Source organism: Clostridium sp. DJ247 (assembly GCF_014231265.1).
On record NZ_JABAIW010000023.1, the window covers coordinates 22,321 to 40,996 of the forward strand.

Annotated in this window: 15 protein-coding genes and 1 riboswitch; all 15 genes read right to left on the bottom strand. The window is 30.9% G+C overall.

Annotation, left to right across the window (positions count from 1 at the left end):
- Positions 1 to 9 precede the first annotated feature (9 nt).
- Entirely contained in the window at positions 10 to 3,213 is a 3,204-nt protein-coding gene (locus HGI79_RS10820; protein ID WP_185650699.1) for a response regulator, read from the bottom strand.
- A 14-nt stretch (positions 3,214 to 3,227) separates the two neighbouring features.
- Positions 3,228 to 4,490 (bottom strand): hybrid sensor histidine kinase/response regulator, encoded by a 1,263-nt coding sequence (locus HGI79_RS10825; protein WP_185650700.1) that lies wholly within the window; start codon positions 4,488 to 4,490, stop codon positions 3,228 to 3,230.
- A 181-nt stretch (positions 4,491 to 4,671) separates the two neighbouring features.
- Complete coding sequence (locus tag HGI79_RS10830) at positions 4,672 to 5,634, bottom strand: sugar ABC transporter substrate-binding protein (RefSeq protein WP_185650701.1); 963 nt, start codon at positions 5,632 to 5,634, stop codon at positions 4,672 to 4,674.
- Positions 5,635 to 6,054: 420 nt separating this feature from the next.
- A complete protein-coding gene (locus tag HGI79_RS10835) occupies positions 6,055 to 6,798 on the bottom strand; it encodes an ABC transporter permease (protein WP_241428194.1) in 744 nt (247 codons plus the stop codon).
- On the bottom strand, positions 6,764 to 7,603 hold the full coding sequence (locus HGI79_RS10840) for an ABC transporter ATP-binding protein (RefSeq protein WP_185650702.1): 840 nt from the start codon (positions 7,601 to 7,603) through the stop codon (positions 6,764 to 6,766). Before HGI79_RS10840 ends, HGI79_RS10835 begins: the two co-directional genes overlap by 35 nt.
- A gap of 78 nt (positions 7,604 to 7,681) precedes the next feature.
- On the bottom strand, positions 7,682 to 8,737 hold the full coding sequence (locus tag HGI79_RS10845) for an aliphatic sulfonate ABC transporter substrate-binding protein (RefSeq protein WP_185650703.1): 1,056 nt from the start codon (positions 8,735 to 8,737) through the stop codon (positions 7,682 to 7,684).
- A gap of 416 nt (positions 8,738 to 9,153) precedes the next feature.
- Entirely contained in the window at positions 9,154 to 10,851 is a 1,698-nt protein-coding gene (locus HGI79_RS10850) for a sulfate adenylyltransferase subunit 1 (protein ID WP_185650704.1), read from the bottom strand.
- Position 10,852: 1 nt separating this feature from the next.
- Positions 10,853 to 11,752 (bottom strand): sulfate adenylyltransferase subunit CysD, encoded by a 900-nt coding sequence (cysD, locus tag HGI79_RS10855; RefSeq protein WP_185650705.1) that lies wholly within the window; start codon positions 11,750 to 11,752, stop codon positions 10,853 to 10,855.
- 120 nt (positions 11,753 to 11,872) lie between these two features.
- Positions 11,873 to 12,586: an ABC transporter permease gene (locus tag HGI79_RS10860; RefSeq protein ID WP_241428192.1), complete on the bottom strand. Its 714-nt coding sequence runs from the start codon at positions 12,584 to 12,586 to the stop codon at positions 11,873 to 11,875.
- Positions 12,552 to 13,391 carry an ABC transporter ATP-binding protein gene (locus HGI79_RS10865; protein ID WP_185650707.1) on the bottom strand — a complete coding sequence of 280 codons (840 nt, stop codon included), beginning with the start codon at positions 13,389 to 13,391 and terminating at the stop codon, positions 12,552 to 12,554. Before HGI79_RS10865 ends, HGI79_RS10860 begins: the two co-directional genes overlap by 35 nt.
- 16 nt (positions 13,392 to 13,407) lie before the next feature.
- Positions 13,408 to 13,722 (bottom strand): ferredoxin family protein, encoded by a 315-nt coding sequence (locus tag HGI79_RS10870; protein ID WP_185650708.1) that lies wholly within the window; start codon positions 13,720 to 13,722, stop codon positions 13,408 to 13,410.
- Positions 13,706 to 15,394 carry an adenylyl-sulfate reductase subunit alpha gene (locus HGI79_RS10875; RefSeq protein WP_185650709.1) on the bottom strand — a complete coding sequence of 563 codons (1,689 nt, stop codon included), beginning with the start codon at positions 15,392 to 15,394 and terminating at the stop codon, positions 13,706 to 13,708. The genes HGI79_RS10870 and HGI79_RS10875 overlap by 17 nt, the downstream gene beginning before the upstream one ends.
- Before the next feature lie 47 nt (positions 15,395 to 15,441).
- The gene (gene cysC / locus HGI79_RS10880; RefSeq protein WP_185650710.1) at positions 15,442 to 16,032 is read right to left on the bottom strand and encodes an adenylyl-sulfate kinase; all 591 of its coding nucleotides are present in this window, start codon (positions 16,030 to 16,032) and stop codon (positions 15,442 to 15,444) included.
- 353 nt (positions 16,033 to 16,385) lie between these two features.
- Positions 16,386 to 16,499: riboswitch (SAM riboswitch) on the bottom strand.
- A 578-nt stretch (positions 16,500 to 17,077) separates the two neighbouring features.
- Entirely contained in the window at positions 17,078 to 17,512 is a 435-nt protein-coding gene (locus HGI79_RS10885) for an Rrf2 family transcriptional regulator (RefSeq protein ID WP_185650711.1), read from the bottom strand.
- Between the two features lie 180 nt (positions 17,513 to 17,692).
- Positions 17,693 to 18,529, bottom strand: a complete 837-nt coding sequence (locus tag HGI79_RS10890) for a Cof-type HAD-IIB family hydrolase (RefSeq protein ID WP_185650712.1) — start codon at positions 18,527 to 18,529, stop codon at positions 17,693 to 17,695.
- Between the last annotated feature and the right edge of the window lie 147 nt (positions 18,530 to 18,676).

Here is an 18,676-nt window from a genome sequence, read left to right on the forward strand (position 1 = left end):
CATTGTTCATCAAGATTTATTAATCCAAGCTTTTATTAATGTTATAAGTACATCATAATCAATCGGCTTGGATATATAATCATTTGCACCAGCAGCCATACACTTTTCTCTGTCACCTTTTAAAGATTTTGCTGTAGTAGCTATAATAGGTATATGTTTTATTTTATCCGTATTTCTTATGTTTTTAATTGTTTTATATCCATCCATAACAGGCATCATTATATCCATTAAAATTAAATCTACAACTTCACTTTCAAGCTTTTCTAATGCCACCTTTCCATTTTCAGCTTCAATAATTTCTGCACCGTACTCTTCTAAGGCAGCTGCAAGCACAAATATGTTTCTTGGATCATCATCTACTATGAGTATTTTTTGGTTATCTAGATTTAGAGCTCTATCCTTATTAATTTTAGAAGTCATAATACTTTTATATTCTTCTTCATTTTTAACTTTATGAAGTACTAAAGTTAGTTCATCTAAAAGTCTTTCATATGAGTTTGTAGTCTTAATAATTATGCTGTCTGCATATAACTTTATCTCTTTCTCTTGCTCTGTACTTATTTCCATACCCGTATAAATAATTAGAGGAATGCTTAAATTCTTTAGTTTTATAGTTTTATTAATTTCTTTTAATAAATCAATTCCACTTATATCTGACAATCCTAAATCTAATAAAATTCCATGAATCACCTGTTCTTTTATAAGCTTGAGCCCTTCTTCTCCACTATTTGCCGTTAATGTAACAAAACCTATACCTTCTGAGATAGCTTTTATAGACTGAATTAAGTTTTTATCATCTTCAATTATTAGCAATTTTTTTTGTTCATTATCTTCTATATCTTTAAACTGTTCCTTTTCTTTATTCTGTTGTTCATTGATCATAGTTACTGCTGCCTCTTGATTATAGATAGCCTGTTCAGAAACAGTTAATGGTAAGTATAAGAAGAAGGTGCTTCCAATGCCCTGCTCACTTGCTACTTTTATTTCTCCTTTCATAAGCTTACAAAGCTTGCTGCTTATAGATAGTCCCAGTCCTGTACCTCCGTATTTTCTTGATACAGAACCATCTCCTTGACGAAACTCTTCAAAAATTATATCTAACTTATCTTTAGATATGCCTATGCCTGTATCCATTACTGAGAACACTATGTTGTCTTTACATTGATTACTCCGTTCTATTTTTAGTTTTATAGAACCTTTATCTGTAAATTTAAAAGCATTAGATAAAAAGTTTCTAAGAATTTGAGAAATTTTGTCTTTATCCCCAAAGAGATTATCATTAAATTCATCTTCCAATATAAACCTTATATCTTTTTCCTTTGCAGTTACATCAAAAATCTCACTAAGTTCTTCTAAAAGTTCACTTGAATTAAAATGTCGATAATTTAAATCTATCTTTCCCGCCTCGATTTTTGATAAATCTAAAATATCATTTATTAAACTTAGAAGATGTTGACCAGAGTTATATATGACTTTAATTTTTTCTTGTACACTATGCTCAAGGGTATCCTTACTTCTTCTAATTAAAAGAGTAGATAACAATATAATAGAATTAAGTGGAGTTCTAAGCTCATGAGTAATATTAGCTAAGAACTGAGATTTATATTTATTTGCCATCTCATACTCTTTTGAGCGTTCCAAAATTTCTTCTCTAGACTTTTCCAATTCATCATTTTTAATACTCAACAACCTTGACTGCTCTTCCATCTGTAATTGATGTTCCTCAAGTTGAGTGTTAGTTTGCTGTATCTCTTCACTTTGTTGTTGAAGCATTATCTGCTGTTCTTCAAGCTGAGCATTAGTTTGCTGAAGCTCCTCAGTCTGAAGCTGAAGCTGTCTTTGCTGTTCTTCTAATACTTCATTTGCATTTTTAAACTGGAGTGATATTTCCTGAGCCTCTTTTGTTGAATTTTCACTTATCTCTAATAATTCTTTAATCTTTTCATTCTGAATTGCTGAATAAAGATTTATAGCAATGATGCTGCTTACCACTTCTATAAATTGCTGCTTTAATTTATTAAAAGGTTCAAAGGAAGATAGCTCAATAACTCCATAAAGTTCCTCCTCATAAATTAATGGAAAAGTATAAACATTAAGTGGAGCCTCATATATAGTTCCAGTACAAATTGCTGCTTCTGATTTTCTTACATTTGTAAGAAGTATAGGCTTTCTTTCTAAAGCCACTTGTCCTACTATTCCCTCACCAAGTTCATATATATTAGATAATTTCTCTCTTTCTGTAAAAGCAAAGGAGGAATTTAAAATAAGCTTATTTTCTTTATTTTCGTATATGTAAAATGTTCCATTTCCAACATCTAATGATTTAGATAAAAAATTTATTGCCTTTTGTGTCAATTCTTTTACAGATATGTTACCAGCTACTGCATCATTTAATGAATTTCGAGCATCATTTATCCAAAACTCATTTTTTAATTTATTTATTAATATATTATAACTTTCAGCCATCTCTGAAATTTCACTTTTTTGGATGATGTTATATTCTTCTAAATTTCCTGACCTTGAAATTCTACTCATATGATTCTTTAAACTGTTAATAGGATTAAAAATACTTCTTATCATTGACATAAATATTAATAGTAGTATACTTATTAATATTACTAAAGTTAAAATTAATGTTATTCGCTCTGAAGATTGCAATCTATCTACTTCTTGCATTAAAGTGAGTTCATTATCTGAAGAAGTTGAATATATATTATTAAGATACATTTCAAGCTCATTAGCAAAATCCGTACTTATTCCTTTAGATATATTTATTGCATTATCTTTTTTACCTGCTAGCACGTCTTCAATGATTTTATCCCTTTCTGGTTTCCACCACTTCGAAAGAAGACTATTAATTTCATGTAAATTTCTTTTAGTATTAGCATCTACTGAATTTTCTTCTATAGTAGCTAAGTTTTTTTTCAAATCACTTTCATATTGAGCAGCTATGTTTATCTCTCTTTGAATCTCATTACTGCTTGATGATAAAATTACATCCTTCATGGCACTTTGAATTTTAACCACATTTAATCTTGCTTCCACTGTAGCATCAGAAACCTTTAATGACTGATTATACAAATTGTGAGTTACTTGTGCCAAGTTATCAAGTTCTATTAAAGCGAATGTACCAAAGCCAATAAACATTGCAATACAAATAAAAAACAATATAAAAAATCTTCGCTTTATACTAAAGTTTTTAAAAATGTTCATAAATTCCTCCTAAATTAAAAGTATATATCAGAAAATTCTATATCACTTTTGTGAATTACGTTACTGCTTTTATTTGTGGAATCCTTTTTAGCATTGAGCTTTTTATTTTCTTCACAAATAGGAATTTCAACAATGAATTCACTGCCTTTTAGATGCTCACTTTTAACCTTAATATTTCCTCCATGCATTTCAACTAAAGACTTCACAAGGCTAAGACCAATGCCACTGCCCTCATTGCTCCTTGTAAGGAGGTTGTCTACTTGTTTGAATCTTTCAAAGATTACCTGATGTTTATCTTGAGAAATTCCAATTCCTGAATCTTTAACTCTAATTTCAATTGAATTATCTAAAGTGATTATATTTACAAATATATTTCCACCTTGAGGGGTAAACTTTATGGCATTAGATAAAAGATTTAGAACAATTCTTTCAATAGCATCTAAATCACAAGAAAGTATTAATTCTTCGACGTCCGTATCAAATGTTACTTCAATGTTTTTTAAAGCCGCATACTCCACCACAGAGGTTACAATGGCTTCCACTACCTCAATAATATCACAGATTGATATATTAAGAGTAAAGTTACCTGAATCTATTTTAGTAATATCTATTAGATTATTAACTAGCCTTATAAGCCTGTAACAATTTTGAGTCTGTGTTTTCACTTTTAATTTTATTTTTTCTCTGTCTAAAACTTCATCATTTTTGAGATACTGCTCTATTATTTGTGTTGATCCAAATAAAATATTTAAAGGAGTTCTAAGTTCATGAGATACATTTGCAAGAAACATATTTTTAGCCTCATTGGCTGCTTCAGCTGCTTCTTTTGCTCTTTTTAATTCTTTAGTTTGTTCTTGTAGAAGTATATTCATTGATCTCTCTTTTTTAATAAGTCTTAAATATGTATTTATTCTATTTATAAGTAAAAAGTCATCAATAGGTTTAGTAAGATAGTCTACTGCTCCTATTTCAAAACCTTTTCGCTTAAAATCCTCACCTATATAAGCCGCCGTTAAAAATACAATAGGAATATGTTCTGTTTTCTTTCTGCTCTTTATAATTCGTGCCAGCTCAAAACCATCCATCTCTTTCTCCATATGCACATCTAAAATAATTAAATCTACGGAATGTTTTATAAGCTCTTGTAGTGCTTTTGCTGGAGTATCTGCAAGCAATACATTAGCATCTATATACTCTCTTATGAGAGCGTTTGCTGTAAATAAATTATTTAAGTTATCATCAACTACCAAAATTGTATACAAATTATTTGTTACCATGCTTGAAAACCTCACTTTAACCTCTTTTAAAAATATAGGCTAAAATCCTTATCCAAAATATCAATAATTATTCATACGCACCTATTTTTTACCATTCATAACAATTATATCATGAGATACTTTAGTTATACAACATCTGAGTAAAAGTGACACAGAATAAACCTACAATCCTACCTAGACTTTATTTTTTCCATTTAGCCATATACTTATCAACATCTTCTAGATCAACTAATTCAAGTGGAATCATAATTTTTTTTTCTACTTTTTCACCTTTAGCTACTTTAATAGCAGTTTCTACTGCAGCTTTACCCTGATCTATTGGACTTGTGTATATTGTAACATTTAACTTACCAGCTTTCACATAATCAAGAGCATCAGGAGTACCATCTATACCACCTACAAGTATCTTATCAAGTTTTCCTGCCGCTTCTATAGCCTTTAATGCGCCTATTGCCATTTCGTCATTATTTGCAGCTACTATGTCAATTTGTTTACCTGATTGTAGCCAGTTTTCCATTAAAGTCATCCCCTTTGCTCTAGTCCATTCAGCAGTTTGCTCTGCAACAATTTTCATGTTTGGATATTTTGCTATTACATCACGGAAACCTTGAGTTCTTAATCTCACTGCTTCTTGTCCTATTGTACCCGTCATAATTGCAACGTTACCTTTAAAATTAGCCTTCTTTGCAAGATATTCCATTTCCAGTTTACCAGCTTCTAATGGGTCAGTACTTACGTGAGCTGCTACATCATCTGTGTTTGCCAATGGGTTGTTAACACTAATAATAGGAACCTTGGCTTGTTTTGCTTTATCAGTTAATGGCTTTGATGTATCTGTATCAACTGGGTTAACAATTATTGCATCTACCCCCTGAGTTATGAAATTTTCAATTTGAGACAACTGCTTATTGGAATCATTTTTTCCGTCAACATAAATTACTTCAACATCTTTTTGAGTATCAGCATACTTCTTCATTGAATCAACTAAGTAGGACAGCCATTTATCATCAATTGAAGAGATAGCAACACCTATTTTTATTTTTTTTGAAGAGTCTGAAGTAGCTATAGATTTCTGTCCACATCCTGCAAGGAGAGACGTGGCCATAAGTGCAGTAATTACAAATGATAAGAACTTCTTTTTCATAATATTTCCCTCTCTTAAATAATAATTTTATTTTTTATTTATATAAACTTAAGACCTACGGTACACACTTTTGTACCATAATTGTTATTTTGGGATTATATTAAATTTATTTCTACAGTATTTTAGCAAATTCCTCTTGAGCTTGGTCTAAATTTCATTTTTCTATTATCTTAATAACAGTATACATTCTTTTATCTACAATTTCATCTTTAATAACTTTTACTGCTGTTTTTACACCAATTTTTCCATAGTTTTAAGTTTTAATATTAAAACTTAAATTAATAATTTGATAATAAATAAAAAAATAGTTTGGTTAATTAACCAAACTATTTTTCTATATTGTAATATAAACATAGTAATTATAGGAACTATAGGTTACAAGTTCAAAACTGAAATTAAATGATTCATTTGTATTCTTCCTCACACTCTTTTGCCTAAGCCACATTTATATCTTATATTTGCTTCTATTTTTTCGAATATTAATTTATCGAAACCTAATCCTAATATAATAATTACAATCATAACCGCCATGACCTGGCTAATATCTGCTAAATCTCTACCTACCATTAATACTTGCCCTAGTCCTTTTGTAGCAGATAACATTTCTCCGGACATAAGAGCCCTCCAAGCAAAGGACCACCCTTGTTTCATACCAGTAATAACTGATGGGAGTGCAGAAGGTATAATCACATTCCAATATAACTTTATACCTTTAGCCCCCATGGTTTTTGCAGCTCTTACATAAAGAGGGTTAACATTTTTAATTCCTGACTCTGTAGCTATAGAAATTGCAAATATGGAGCCAATAGCAATAACAAATATAATAGCCTGTTCATTTAGCCCATACCATAAAACTGCAAAAGGCAGCCAACATATACTAGGCAGAGTTTGCAATCCTAAAATTAATGAACTAAAGTTTTCATCAATATATTTATATCTTACAATTAGTAGTCCAACAGCTATTCCTACAATTAAAGATATAGAATATCCCACTATTAATCTTTTTAAACTAGCACCTATAGCAACTGCTAAAGTGTTGTCCTTAGCAAGTCCTATAAGAGTTTTTATTACATCAATGGGAGAAGGGAAGGTATATGGCTTCCATGCATGTAAGATATCTACTCCTAGCTTATATACCAACTCCCATATCATTATTAGAATCATATAAAACACTATTCTTTTCAATACTCCAATCGTTGTCGTACTCAGCTTTTGCAACCTTCTCCACCTCCTCCTTGAGTTCTTTCATTACCTCAGAAACCACATATGTTAAATCAATATTTTCTACGGTTCTTGGTCTTGCTAATTTAATTTCAAATTCTCTTTTTACTCTACCAGGATTAGCAGACATAACAATAACTCTATCTGCTAAAAGTACTGCTTCTTCTACATTGTGAGTTACAAATATAATAGTCTTTTTTGTTTTCCACCATACTCTTTGAAGTTCTAATTGCAAAATACTTTTTGTCTGACTATCTAAAGCTGAAAAAGGCTCATCCATTAAAAGTATTTCTGAATCTAAAGTTAAAGCCCTTGCTAGAGCTACCCTTTGTTTCATGCCACCAGATAATTCATGGATATAAGAGTCCTTAAACTTAGTCAAATGAACCATCTTAAGATACTCCATAGCTTTTTCCCTTCTTTCAGTTTTAGGTACCCCTGCCATTTTCATACCAAACTCTACATTATCTATAACCTTAAGCCATGGAAACAATGCTGAATCCTGAAACATCATAGCCCTATCTACGCCAACATCATTTATTTCTTTATCATATAAAAACATTTTTCCTTCTGTAGGTTTTTCAAGCCCTGCAATTATATTTAACAAAGTTGATTTTCCACAACCTGATGGTCCTAAAAGACATATAAATTCTCCTTTTTTAAAAGAAAGGTTTATGTTATCTAAAGTCACTGTTTCCTTATGCTTTGTTACAAATTTTTTGCTAATACCCTTAACTATTAGAGACAAATCAATCACCTGCCTTACTTAAAACAAATTAAAATTTCAATTAGATGAACTTATATTCCCATTTAATTGAAAGCTTAACTACTGAATTTCCTTTTGTCCTTTTTCCTTAAGAACTTTGTTTAACAAATCTAAATTCACAAGATCTTTTGTATCTGGTGCTTGTTTTAAAAATCCTGTAGTAACTGATAAGTTTACCATTTCGATTGTAGCATCTTTTTCTGGATTGTTTGTTACAGTAAGTCTTTTAAATGCAGAATCTAGTATATCTTTTGATAATGACTTCTTAGTTAAATCAGTAATTTGCTTATTAACAACATCACTTGCTTCATTGCTATTCTTATTAATATAATCTGTTAAATCAACGTGAGCCTTTAAAAAGTTTTCTACTATATCAGCATGTTTCTGTAAAAATTCCTTTCTAACTATTATTACTGCTGTAGGATATTTTCCTTCACGCCATACTTTATCATAATCTAAAACCACATTAGCTCCTACTTCTTTAACTAATCTTGAGCCCCATGGTTCAGGAACAAGCGCTGCATCTATCTGTTTTTTATCCAATAGCGTTTTTATATCAGGGTTATCAGCTTGAACTATTTCAACAGTTCCACCTTTTGTTTTATCTTTAAGTCCATTTTGAGTTAACAGATATCTTAAAGATAAATCTTGTGTGTTTCCAAATTGAGGTACAGCTACTTTTTTACCATCTAAAGCTTTAACATCTTTTATAGGTAAGTCTTTTCTAGAAACCAATATGGCACCTGCATCTGTAGCTCCTGCTATAATTTGAATATCTCCTTTTGATTTTGTATAACCATTTATAGCTGGTCCTGGTCCTATATATCCTATGTCTAGTGCTCCTGCTAAAAATGCCTCAATTTCTGATGATCCAGCATTAAATTGCTTCCACTCTATTTTATGGTTATCTCCTAAAGCCTTTTGAAAAGTATTTTGTTCTCTTCCAACTAAAGCTTGAGAATGAGTTATATTTGGGAAAAAACCAACTCTTACTGTTGTATTATCGGTACCTGCACTTTTCTCGCTGTCCTTACTACCTTGATTAGGTCCGCAGCCAGTAAATATCCCAATTATTGAAACTATTGATAATGCTAGAATAATTTTCTTTCCTTTCATAATAAAAATCCTCCTTAATATTTATTTTTTTGATTTTTCATAACTTATCTATATCTTTTTTACCTCTAAATATAGATAACTTATAAAAAAACTGGAGACTAAATCTTTCTATAATCACTATTATAGAAAAACTTAGTCTCCAGTTTTCTGGTCAACTATTTTAAATATTAATTAAATGTAAACGTCTCTGTTTAATACAGTCAACGTATATTACAATCCCTATATTTATAAACTAATAAGCCATTAAATAAATATGCTATATCTAGCTAAGTACATGTTGTTAAAATCTTATAATACTAAGATATACTATAAATTCACATAATATCTTAACTTATTTTGGTACAATCATACCTCAACGCTTTAACAGACGTACCTGCTGAAGTCTACTAAACTTCGATTTTTTTATTTATCCATGACTATATTACACAGTAATTGCTGTGAAATACTACTCTTCGATAAGTTTCTAAGCTAACCCATTTATTTAAAAATTCCACTTCATTCTCTTTATTTATTTTCTTATATTCATTTAAAAACTCTAAAGTTTCCTCACTTGAATTCACTTTTACTGCAAACCCTCTGCCGTTAATAACTGGAACTCCCGTGTACTTATATTCGTCAATTGACTGAATATCACTAATTTTCTTGTCACGGACTTTAATTGCCACCCAGTCACGAAGAACTAAAATATCAACATTTTCTGGATATTCATAACTCTTACCTTTAACTGGAATTTCATCTCCCACTGTATAGGTATGTCCTAATGATTTATATTTTGATAAAGTTAAACTTTCTGTGTTATAGTAAAATTCTTCAAAAATATCTCCTCTTGCTTTTAAATCATTATACTGGAATGAAACATTATCATTCTTATTTTCATGATTGAAAATATTTTCTACAACACCACAGGCTGATGTCATATTAGTAATACGATCGATTAATATAAGTTCTCCTAGTGTCTTGTGCACATCAAACTTGTCAACTACAATCTTTTCAGAAAGTGAAATATTACATACTGCAATTTCATTTTTCTTTAAAAATCCAGTTGATAAATGTTCTCCAGTATTCACATCAATTTTATATTTTACTTCTGTAACAACACCTGGCAACATCTTTGTTCCCACTTTTACAAAATAATCTTTGCCTGCTGTTAACTCAGAATCATCCATCCAAAGAATCGTTGCAGTAAATAAATTGCTGGCTACAAGCTTTGTATCTTTTGTAAGTACACACCCTCTGGATACATCCACTTCTTTATTAAGCTGTATTGTGACAGGCTGATCTTTCGTTGCGCTTTGTACATCTTTATCTGTTATATGAATGCTTTTTACTAACGCTTTTTCATTGCTTGGAAGTGTTATCACTTCATCTCCTACCGCAATACTACCTGCTTCAATCTGTCCCTGAAAACCTCTGAAGGTATGATTTGGCCTACATACTCTCTGTACTGGCATATAGAAGCCTTCCTCAGAAGTACTTTCAACATTTACATTTTCAAGATAAGTTAAAATAGGTGCTCCTGTATACCATGGTATATTTTCTGACTTCTTTGTAACGTTATCCCCTTCTGTAGCAGATATCGGAATGATTGCAATATTTTTCAAAGAAAGTTCTTTCTCTAATTTTCTAATTTCTTCTTCAATTTTTAGGAATCTTTCCTGATCATATCCGATTAAATCCATCTTGTTAATAGCAAATACAAAATGTTTGATACCCATTAAAGAACAAATTCTCGCGTGTCTTCTTGTTTGAACAAGCACTCCTTGTTTTGCATCTACCAGTATGATGGCAAGATCTGCAAATGATGCACCAACTGCCATGTTTCTAGTGTACTCTTCGTGACCTGGTGTATCAGCTACGATAAAGCTTCGTCTATCTGTTGTAAAATAACGATATGCAACATCGATTGTAATACCCTGTTCACGCTCTGCCATAAGACCATCCAATAGTAAAGAATAATCAATGGCTCCCTCACGGCTACCAACTTTACTATCTAATTCCAAAGCTTTTTTCTGATCTGCAAATAAAAGCTTTGCATCATATAAAATATGTCCAATGAGAGTGGATTTTCCATCATCCACACTACCACATGTTATAAACTTTAATAAGCCTTTCATATTAGAAATACCCCTCTCTCTTTCTTCTTTCCATACTGCCAACTTCTTCACTATCAATAACACGGGTGGTTCTCTCAGATGATACTGCACTCAACGTTTCCTCAATAATTTCATCTAAAGTTGTAGCTTCTGATTCCATACCTCCTGTAAGCGGATAACACCCCAAAGTTCTAAAACGCACTTTTTTGTATTCAATTTTTTCTCCTGGCAATACTTTCATTCTATCATCATCCACCATAATGATATTGCCGTCCCTATACACCACTGGACGTTCTTTCGCAAAATATAATGATACAATATCAATATTTTCTCTTTTAATATATTGCCAGATGTCTCTTTCCGTCCAGTTTGAAATAGGAAAAACTCTTATACTCTCACCTTTATGAATCCTAGTATTGTAGAGTTTCCACATTTCTGGTCTCTGATTTTTAGGATCCCATGCTTGTGCCTCATTACGGAAAGAAAAAATTCTTTCTTTTGCACGTGACTTTTCTTCATCACGACGTCCGCCGCCAAAAGCTGCAGTAAAACCATATTTTTTCAATCCTTGTTTTAAAGCCTGTGTCTTCAGAATATCCGTATACGCTGATCCATGATCAAATGGGTTAATTCCTTGTTTTAAACCCTCTTCATTTCTATGGACAATCATCTCTATTCCTAATTCTTTTGCTCTTCTATCACGAAACTCTGTCATTTCTTTAAACTTCCATGTAGTATCAATATGCATAAAAGGAAACGGTGGTTTCTCCGGATAAAATGCTTTCATGGCAAGGTGTAACATAACAGAACTGTCTTTTCCTATTGAATATAACATTACCGGTTTCTCACATTCAGCAGCCACTTCGCGAATAATATATATTGCTTCTGCTTCCAATTTATCAAGATGTGATAATTCACTCATTATTAATTCCTCCTGAGTTTACAGATTTTACTTTTAAAATAAATTTATATGTTATATTAAAGCTAGAAAATTTATAAATAATGTATACCACTTATAAATTGACAACTAACATAAAACATTTTATGATTTTACGAATCCATATTTACGACCTATTGCATTCTCAATGTTTTCAAATACAAACTTATCAATTATAAGTCCTAGTATAATAATTACTACCATAACTGCAACAATTTGATTTATATCATTATACTTCTTACCTTCTGTTAGAATTTGTCCAAGACCATTCATTGAAGAAGCTATCATTTCCCCCGCTATTAATCCTCTCCAAGCAAAAGCCCAACCTTGCCTTACTCCTGCCAATATAACAGGAATAGATTCTGGAAAAATTACTTCTTTATAAAGTGCAAAGCCTTTAGCTCCTGCCATTTCTGCAACTCTAATGTAGATAGGCGTGAAATTTTTAATACCACTTTCTATAGCCATGGACACTGCAAAAACTGATCCTATAATTATTACAAATAGTATTGCTTTTTCATTAAGTCCAAACCATAAAACTGCAAAAGGTACCCAACACACATTAGGCATACTTTGAAGAGCTCCAATTAGCTTACCTAAACTATCTCTACTATGCTTTAACTTTACAATTAACAATCCTATTAATGATCCTATAAAAAGAGAGATTATAAAACCTATAACAAGTCTTTTCAAGCTTATAAGAATTGCCACCCCTAAAGTATTATTTGTTGTAAGTTTAACAATACTTTGATATACATCAACTAGAGATGGAAAACTAGCAAACTTATAGGCCAATTCCCATATTACTATTATCGTCATATAAAACAGAATCTTGCTCCAAATCCCATCCTTCATCGAACTCTGCTTTTGCAACCTTTTCCACCTCCTTTTTAAATTCTTTCATAATTTTTGAAACCATGTAAGTTACATCAACGTTATCTATTTTTCTAGGTCTTGCAAGCTGCACTTTAAACTCTTTCTTTTGAGAATCTGGACTTGCTGGCATTAAAATAACTCTATCAGCTAAAAGTACTGCTTCTTCAATACTGTGAGTTATAAATACTATAGTCTTCTTAGTATTCCACCATATTTTTTGAGTTTCTGTTCGAAGGATATCTCTTGTTTGACTATCAAGAGCTGAAAAAGGTTCATCCATAAGAAGTATATTAGAATCTAAACAAAGTGCTCTAGCAATAGATACTCTTTGTTTCATACCTCCAGAAAGCTCCTTAACAAAAGCGTCCTTAAATTTAGTAAGATTCATCATTTTTAAATATTTCAGTGCTTTTTCTCTTCTCTCACTTTTAGGAACCCCTGCTATCTTCATACCAAATTCTACATTGTCTATAACCTTTAACCAAGGAAACAGGGCATGTTCTTGAAATACAACAGCTCTATCAGGTCCTGGGGAATTTACTTCTTTTCCATTTAGAACAACTTTTCCACCTGTGGGCTTTTCAAATCCAGCTATAATATTTAAAAGCGTAGACTTTCCGCATCCTGAGGGCCCTAAAACACATACAAATTCTCCGTCATTTACAGTTAAATTTATATTTCTAAGCGTTTCAAATTCCTGGTTACCTTTTTTATACTTTTTACTTAAACCCTCGATTACTAAACTCAAACCTCATCCCCCCTCCTTAATATTTATTTGACTCTTTCCTGTTTGTGCTTATTACAGTCTCATTATTGTTTTTATCCACAATGTGCCAGCTTAATTCTTCTTTTTTCTGCTTTACATATAAATAAGCACCATTCCCACCTATATCGGCTCCCAAATAATACTTAATAGCTGCTGCTCCGCATTCTTTAAGACAAGCTGTGCATCCCCAACAATTTTTTTCATATTTGATATATGCTTTTCCATCTTTATCTTTATAAATCAAGCTACCTGGACAAACATCTATACATCTACTACAACCTACACATTTTTCTTTATTAATTTTTATACTCATAGACCTCATCCCTTCCAACTAAATCCCTTAGTACAATTTCAATGTTTCCATCTTTATATATGGAGTTAACATATTTGAGCCAGTTTTCATCATCCTTTTTAGGGAAATCTGCGTTTTCTTGATAACATCTCCAACGAGTTTCAGTTCTTGCTATAAGATGAGCTATAAGCACTTTTGCCACATATAAGCGATCAATTATTTCATATATAAATAGTAGCTCGTGGCAATCATTAGCTTTTAATTTATTAGTTATTTCTATTAATTCATCAATTCTCTTAGCTGCAATAGTTAATTTTCTCTTAGTATAAACATAGTTTTGTGATATTCCACCAGCATACTCATCCATTATTTTCTGCATAGCTTCTTCCACTTGATCTATAGTATAAGTAGCATCTACATTTTGAAAAAATTTATTAACTTCTTTTAGTTTATTTTCTATTTCTGCATTATCTAATGTCTGTTGTTCTACTTTTGCTATATATTTAAGTGCAGCTTGTGCAGCTATTTCTCCTTCAGCAAAACAACCTGTTACATATTTCTTAGGACTTCCTCCTGTTACATCTCCAGCCGCATATAACCCATCTATAGTAGTTTTTCTATTGGTATCTACCCAATATCCACTAGCAGTGTGTCCACCTACTATATAAGGTTCAGTTCCTTCAATTTCAACATTCTCAGTAGATGGGGAAGTATTACTATCTACCCACTTTAAGGTTTGAGCTGGTGCCATATTTAAATATGCTTTAAACAATTCTTGTTCTTGTTCTTTAGTTATGTCTTTAGTTTTTAAAAAACAAGGTCCTCTGCCTTCTAGATTCTCCATTACAGTTGAGTAAAGTCTATTAATTGTAGTACCTTTTCCATAATTAGCAACATAACGTTCCTCAGAGCTGTTTACTTGTGGTGTTCTTACACCTTGAGCTATAGTACCTGTAGGAGCTATAGTATCTTTACATCTTAAAGCTATAAATCTCATTTCAAAAGTAGTCATCTCTGCGCCAGCTCTTATGCCCATAGCATAGCCTGCACCTGTATTAAAAGGGCTGTACCACATTTTGTGTCTTGAAAATGTAGGGTTATTAGGCTTGTATATACCTGCTGCTCCCCCTGTAGTACATATAACCGCTTTTGAATAAATTACAAAGAACTTTTCTTGGTAAATTGAAAATCCATAGGCACCTATCACTTTTCCATCTTTTACTATGTAGTCTATAATATTTAATCCATTTAAAATTTTAATGTTTTTCTCTTTATTTACTGCATCTGCTAGTATAGGTTTAATATTTTCTCCGTTTATCTTTATACTTCTCTTTCCTCTTGAAACATACTTTCCATTATCATCTTTCAAGATAGGAAGTCCCATATCTTCTACCTTTTTAGTAACTTCATTTAGTTTTTTAGCTATAGTATATATTAAATCTTCTCTAACTACGTTATGAAATTCTTCTTTTACATAATCAACAAAGGATTCAGGAGTTTCTCCATCTACTATATATGCGTTTAATGCATTAACTCCTGCTGCAAGACATCCACTTCTTTTTATATTTGCTTTTTCTGCTATTATTACCTGAATTGAAGGGTCCTCAGCGGCAGTAAGTGCTGCAAAGCATCCGGCTGCTCCTCCTCCTACTACTAAAATATCAGTATTTAAAACTTCAAAATTTAGTCCCATCCTGTCACTCCCTAATTTTTATTTTAAACTATATCTATTGTTTAACTTTAGTTATCATTGAGATAACTTATAATAGATTCTACACACTGTTCTAAACTATTTAAATGTGTAGATACTATTAATTCAGGATTTTCAGGTTTCTCATAAGGAGAGTCTATTCCTGTAAAGTTTTTTATTTGTCCGCTTCTAGCTTTTTTATATATACCCTTTGGATCTCTTTGTTCACAAACTTCTAAAGGACAATCTACGAAAACTTCTATAAAATCTTCTCCTAGTAACTTTCTAACCTTCTCTCTATCCTCTCTAAATGGAGAAACAAAAGTACCTATGGTAATAATCCCAGCATCTACAAAAAGCTTTGAAACTTCCGCTATTCTTCTTATGTTCTCTATTCTATCCTCTTTTGTAAATCCAAGATCGGAGTTTAATCCGTGTCTTACATTATCTCCATCTAAAAGGTAAGTGAGCTTGCCCATATTATGCAGTTTACTTTCAAGAGCTGAAGCTACAGTAGACTTACCTGATCCAGAAAGTCCTGTAAACCAAATTAACTTTCCCTTTTGTTTTAAAAGATTTTCTCTGTGTTCCCTCTTAATATTCATATTGTGCCAAACTATATTAGTTGCCTTTATATCCATAAAATCACCTCATATTTTTAGTTAAGGGAATATTGAATATCCCCAAATTATTTATAAATTACTTCACATCTTTTTTATAATATCAAACTTTTATGTAGAAATTATGTAGATGAGTATACTCATCTAAAAATCACGAAAAATAGTTAAACCATCTTTTCAAACGAAAATATTTATTATTAATTTTATAAAAATTTTACATCTTTTTTGTATAATAATTTTACAACTTGTAATATTCTTAGTATTTTATTATTAATACTATAATTATATATAAAAAATAAAAGGCTGTCTTATCAAGTATAAGAAAAACAGCCTTTTATCTAAGTTGAAACTATTTCAAGTTAAATTAAGCATTTTTCTTATCTCTCAGAATATCTGTAATTCCGCAGGAATTGACACCGTTACACTCGAATGAGAATGTTGGTTGTCGGGCTTCATAGGGCCAGTCCCTCCACCGCTCTTGATAAGAATATGTAACATATTTCAAAGTTACAAACATCCGACTTATATCTACATATTATACTGTTTTCTTACTAAATTGTCAATTAATATTATTACTTTTTCAATTTTTTAGTAAATTTTTAAATACCATAAAACAAAAAACTTCTACCTCTCTACAGAGGTAGAAGTTAACTTCCACAGTTCCACTCTGTTTATCATGATCTTAAAAAAACGTGATAAATCTAACTATCAATACAACTTACTTTTTATGCTTTAACGGGCATATCCGCTGAAGTCTACTAAACTTCAATTCAGAGCTCCGAGATGCACTTCAACTATTTTCAACTCAAAATCTCTCACACCTAAAAAGATTTCTCTCTGAAAGTTTCCTAATAGCTTACTCTTCTCATCAAAGCATTTCCTACTATTCCTATATGTTAAGTAAATTATAATTGGTAATTGGTTTAATGTCAACACCATATTTGAACTTTTAACAATAGGTTTTAAATTCATAATTTTTATTTATTATAACGTAGAATCTTAAATTATACAAATTAAAGCCAAGGAAAACCTTGAACTCCTAGAATTTAAATTCTTATTTTATAAATTATATATAGTACATAATATTATCTTTTTCACTCATATATTTGTTAACTAAATCCTCTAAAGTAATAGAATCAAAATAATTGTTTATTTTATTATTTATAATGTTCCATAGATTTTTATTTATGTATTTATCTAATTTATCAGTAGTAGTTGTTTCATCTACATCTACTAAAGCTAGTTTTCCCTCTAGAGCTCTTAATATTTCACCAATAGTAAATTGATTTGCCGGCTTAGATAATAAATAGCCTCCTTGAGATCCTTTTCTCCCTATTACAAAGCCACTTTTTCTCAAAGCGGAAAAAATTTGTTCTAAATATCCCTCTGAAAGATTTTGTCTATCTGAAATACTTTTTAGTGTAACTACCTCAGATTTTGAATATATAGCTAAGTCAATAAGAGCTTTTAACCCATATCTACCTTTAGTTGAAACTTTCATAAGCTCTCCTTTCCTAGTAAAATAATCTGACATTCTTACTATTATTATATATTATGAAATAACAAAAAATAAATTTATTTTAATTATACTATTTATCAGTGGCATAATCTAGTAATATGCTATGTGGAATAAATTAAATTTAAAAGTTCCAGTTCTATATAGGGTTTCAGACTTGAAACTCTATATATTCATTATAAACTTATTAACAGCCTTTGCTACACCTTCTTCATCATTGGTGTCTGTTATATAGTTGGCTTTTCTCTTTACTAGATCTATTGCGTTTCCCATAGCCACTCCAAGACCTGCATATTCTATCATTGAAAGATCATTTTCACTATCTCCAATAGCTATTATCTCTTCTCTTTTCAAGTTATAATAACCAGCTAAAATTTCAACTGCCCTTCCTTTAGAAGTTCCTTTACAAGTAATTTCTATGTTATCTCTTGCAGAACTAACCACTTCTACATCATCCAGTTTCTCTACTTCATTTCTAATTTTTTGTAACTCCTCTTCATTCCTATTAGAAATTATGCATTTGACTATATTCTCCTCTTCATTATGTAAAATAGTTTTCCATTGTTCTATATTTTTTACATGTATTATTTCTATTTTTTCTTCCTTAAGCAAAGTTTTCTGCATAAGAAGATTAATAATAGATTTATCTAACTTATTTCCAAGATACATTTTCTGCGAAGTATGAAACTCTAATGCCGCTTCATATTTGCTGCAAATATTTAATATTTTTGTAGATAATTTTTTACCAAGTATACTCTTATATATAATTTCATCTTTATCTTTTTCTTTTATAAAGGCTCCATTGGCTGCAATAACTGGCGACTTAACCCCTATAAGGTCAGAGTAGTATTCTGCGTTATCATATATTCTGCCTGTAGTTATAACAATATGAACTCCATTATTATGTGCATTTTTTAATACACTTCTTGTATTTTCTGTTATTTTTCTTTTGCTGTTTAAAAGTGTGCCATCCATATCGATACAGACTAATTTATAACTCATAAACACTCTCCTGTTCTATAATAACTTACGTTAGTTTGCTCCTAACTATTTTAACTCAATAATATATCTATATAAAGCTTACTACTTAAATACACTTTTCACAACCATATTCCCCTGTATTTTACAAAGCTTTAAAGTACAAGTTTA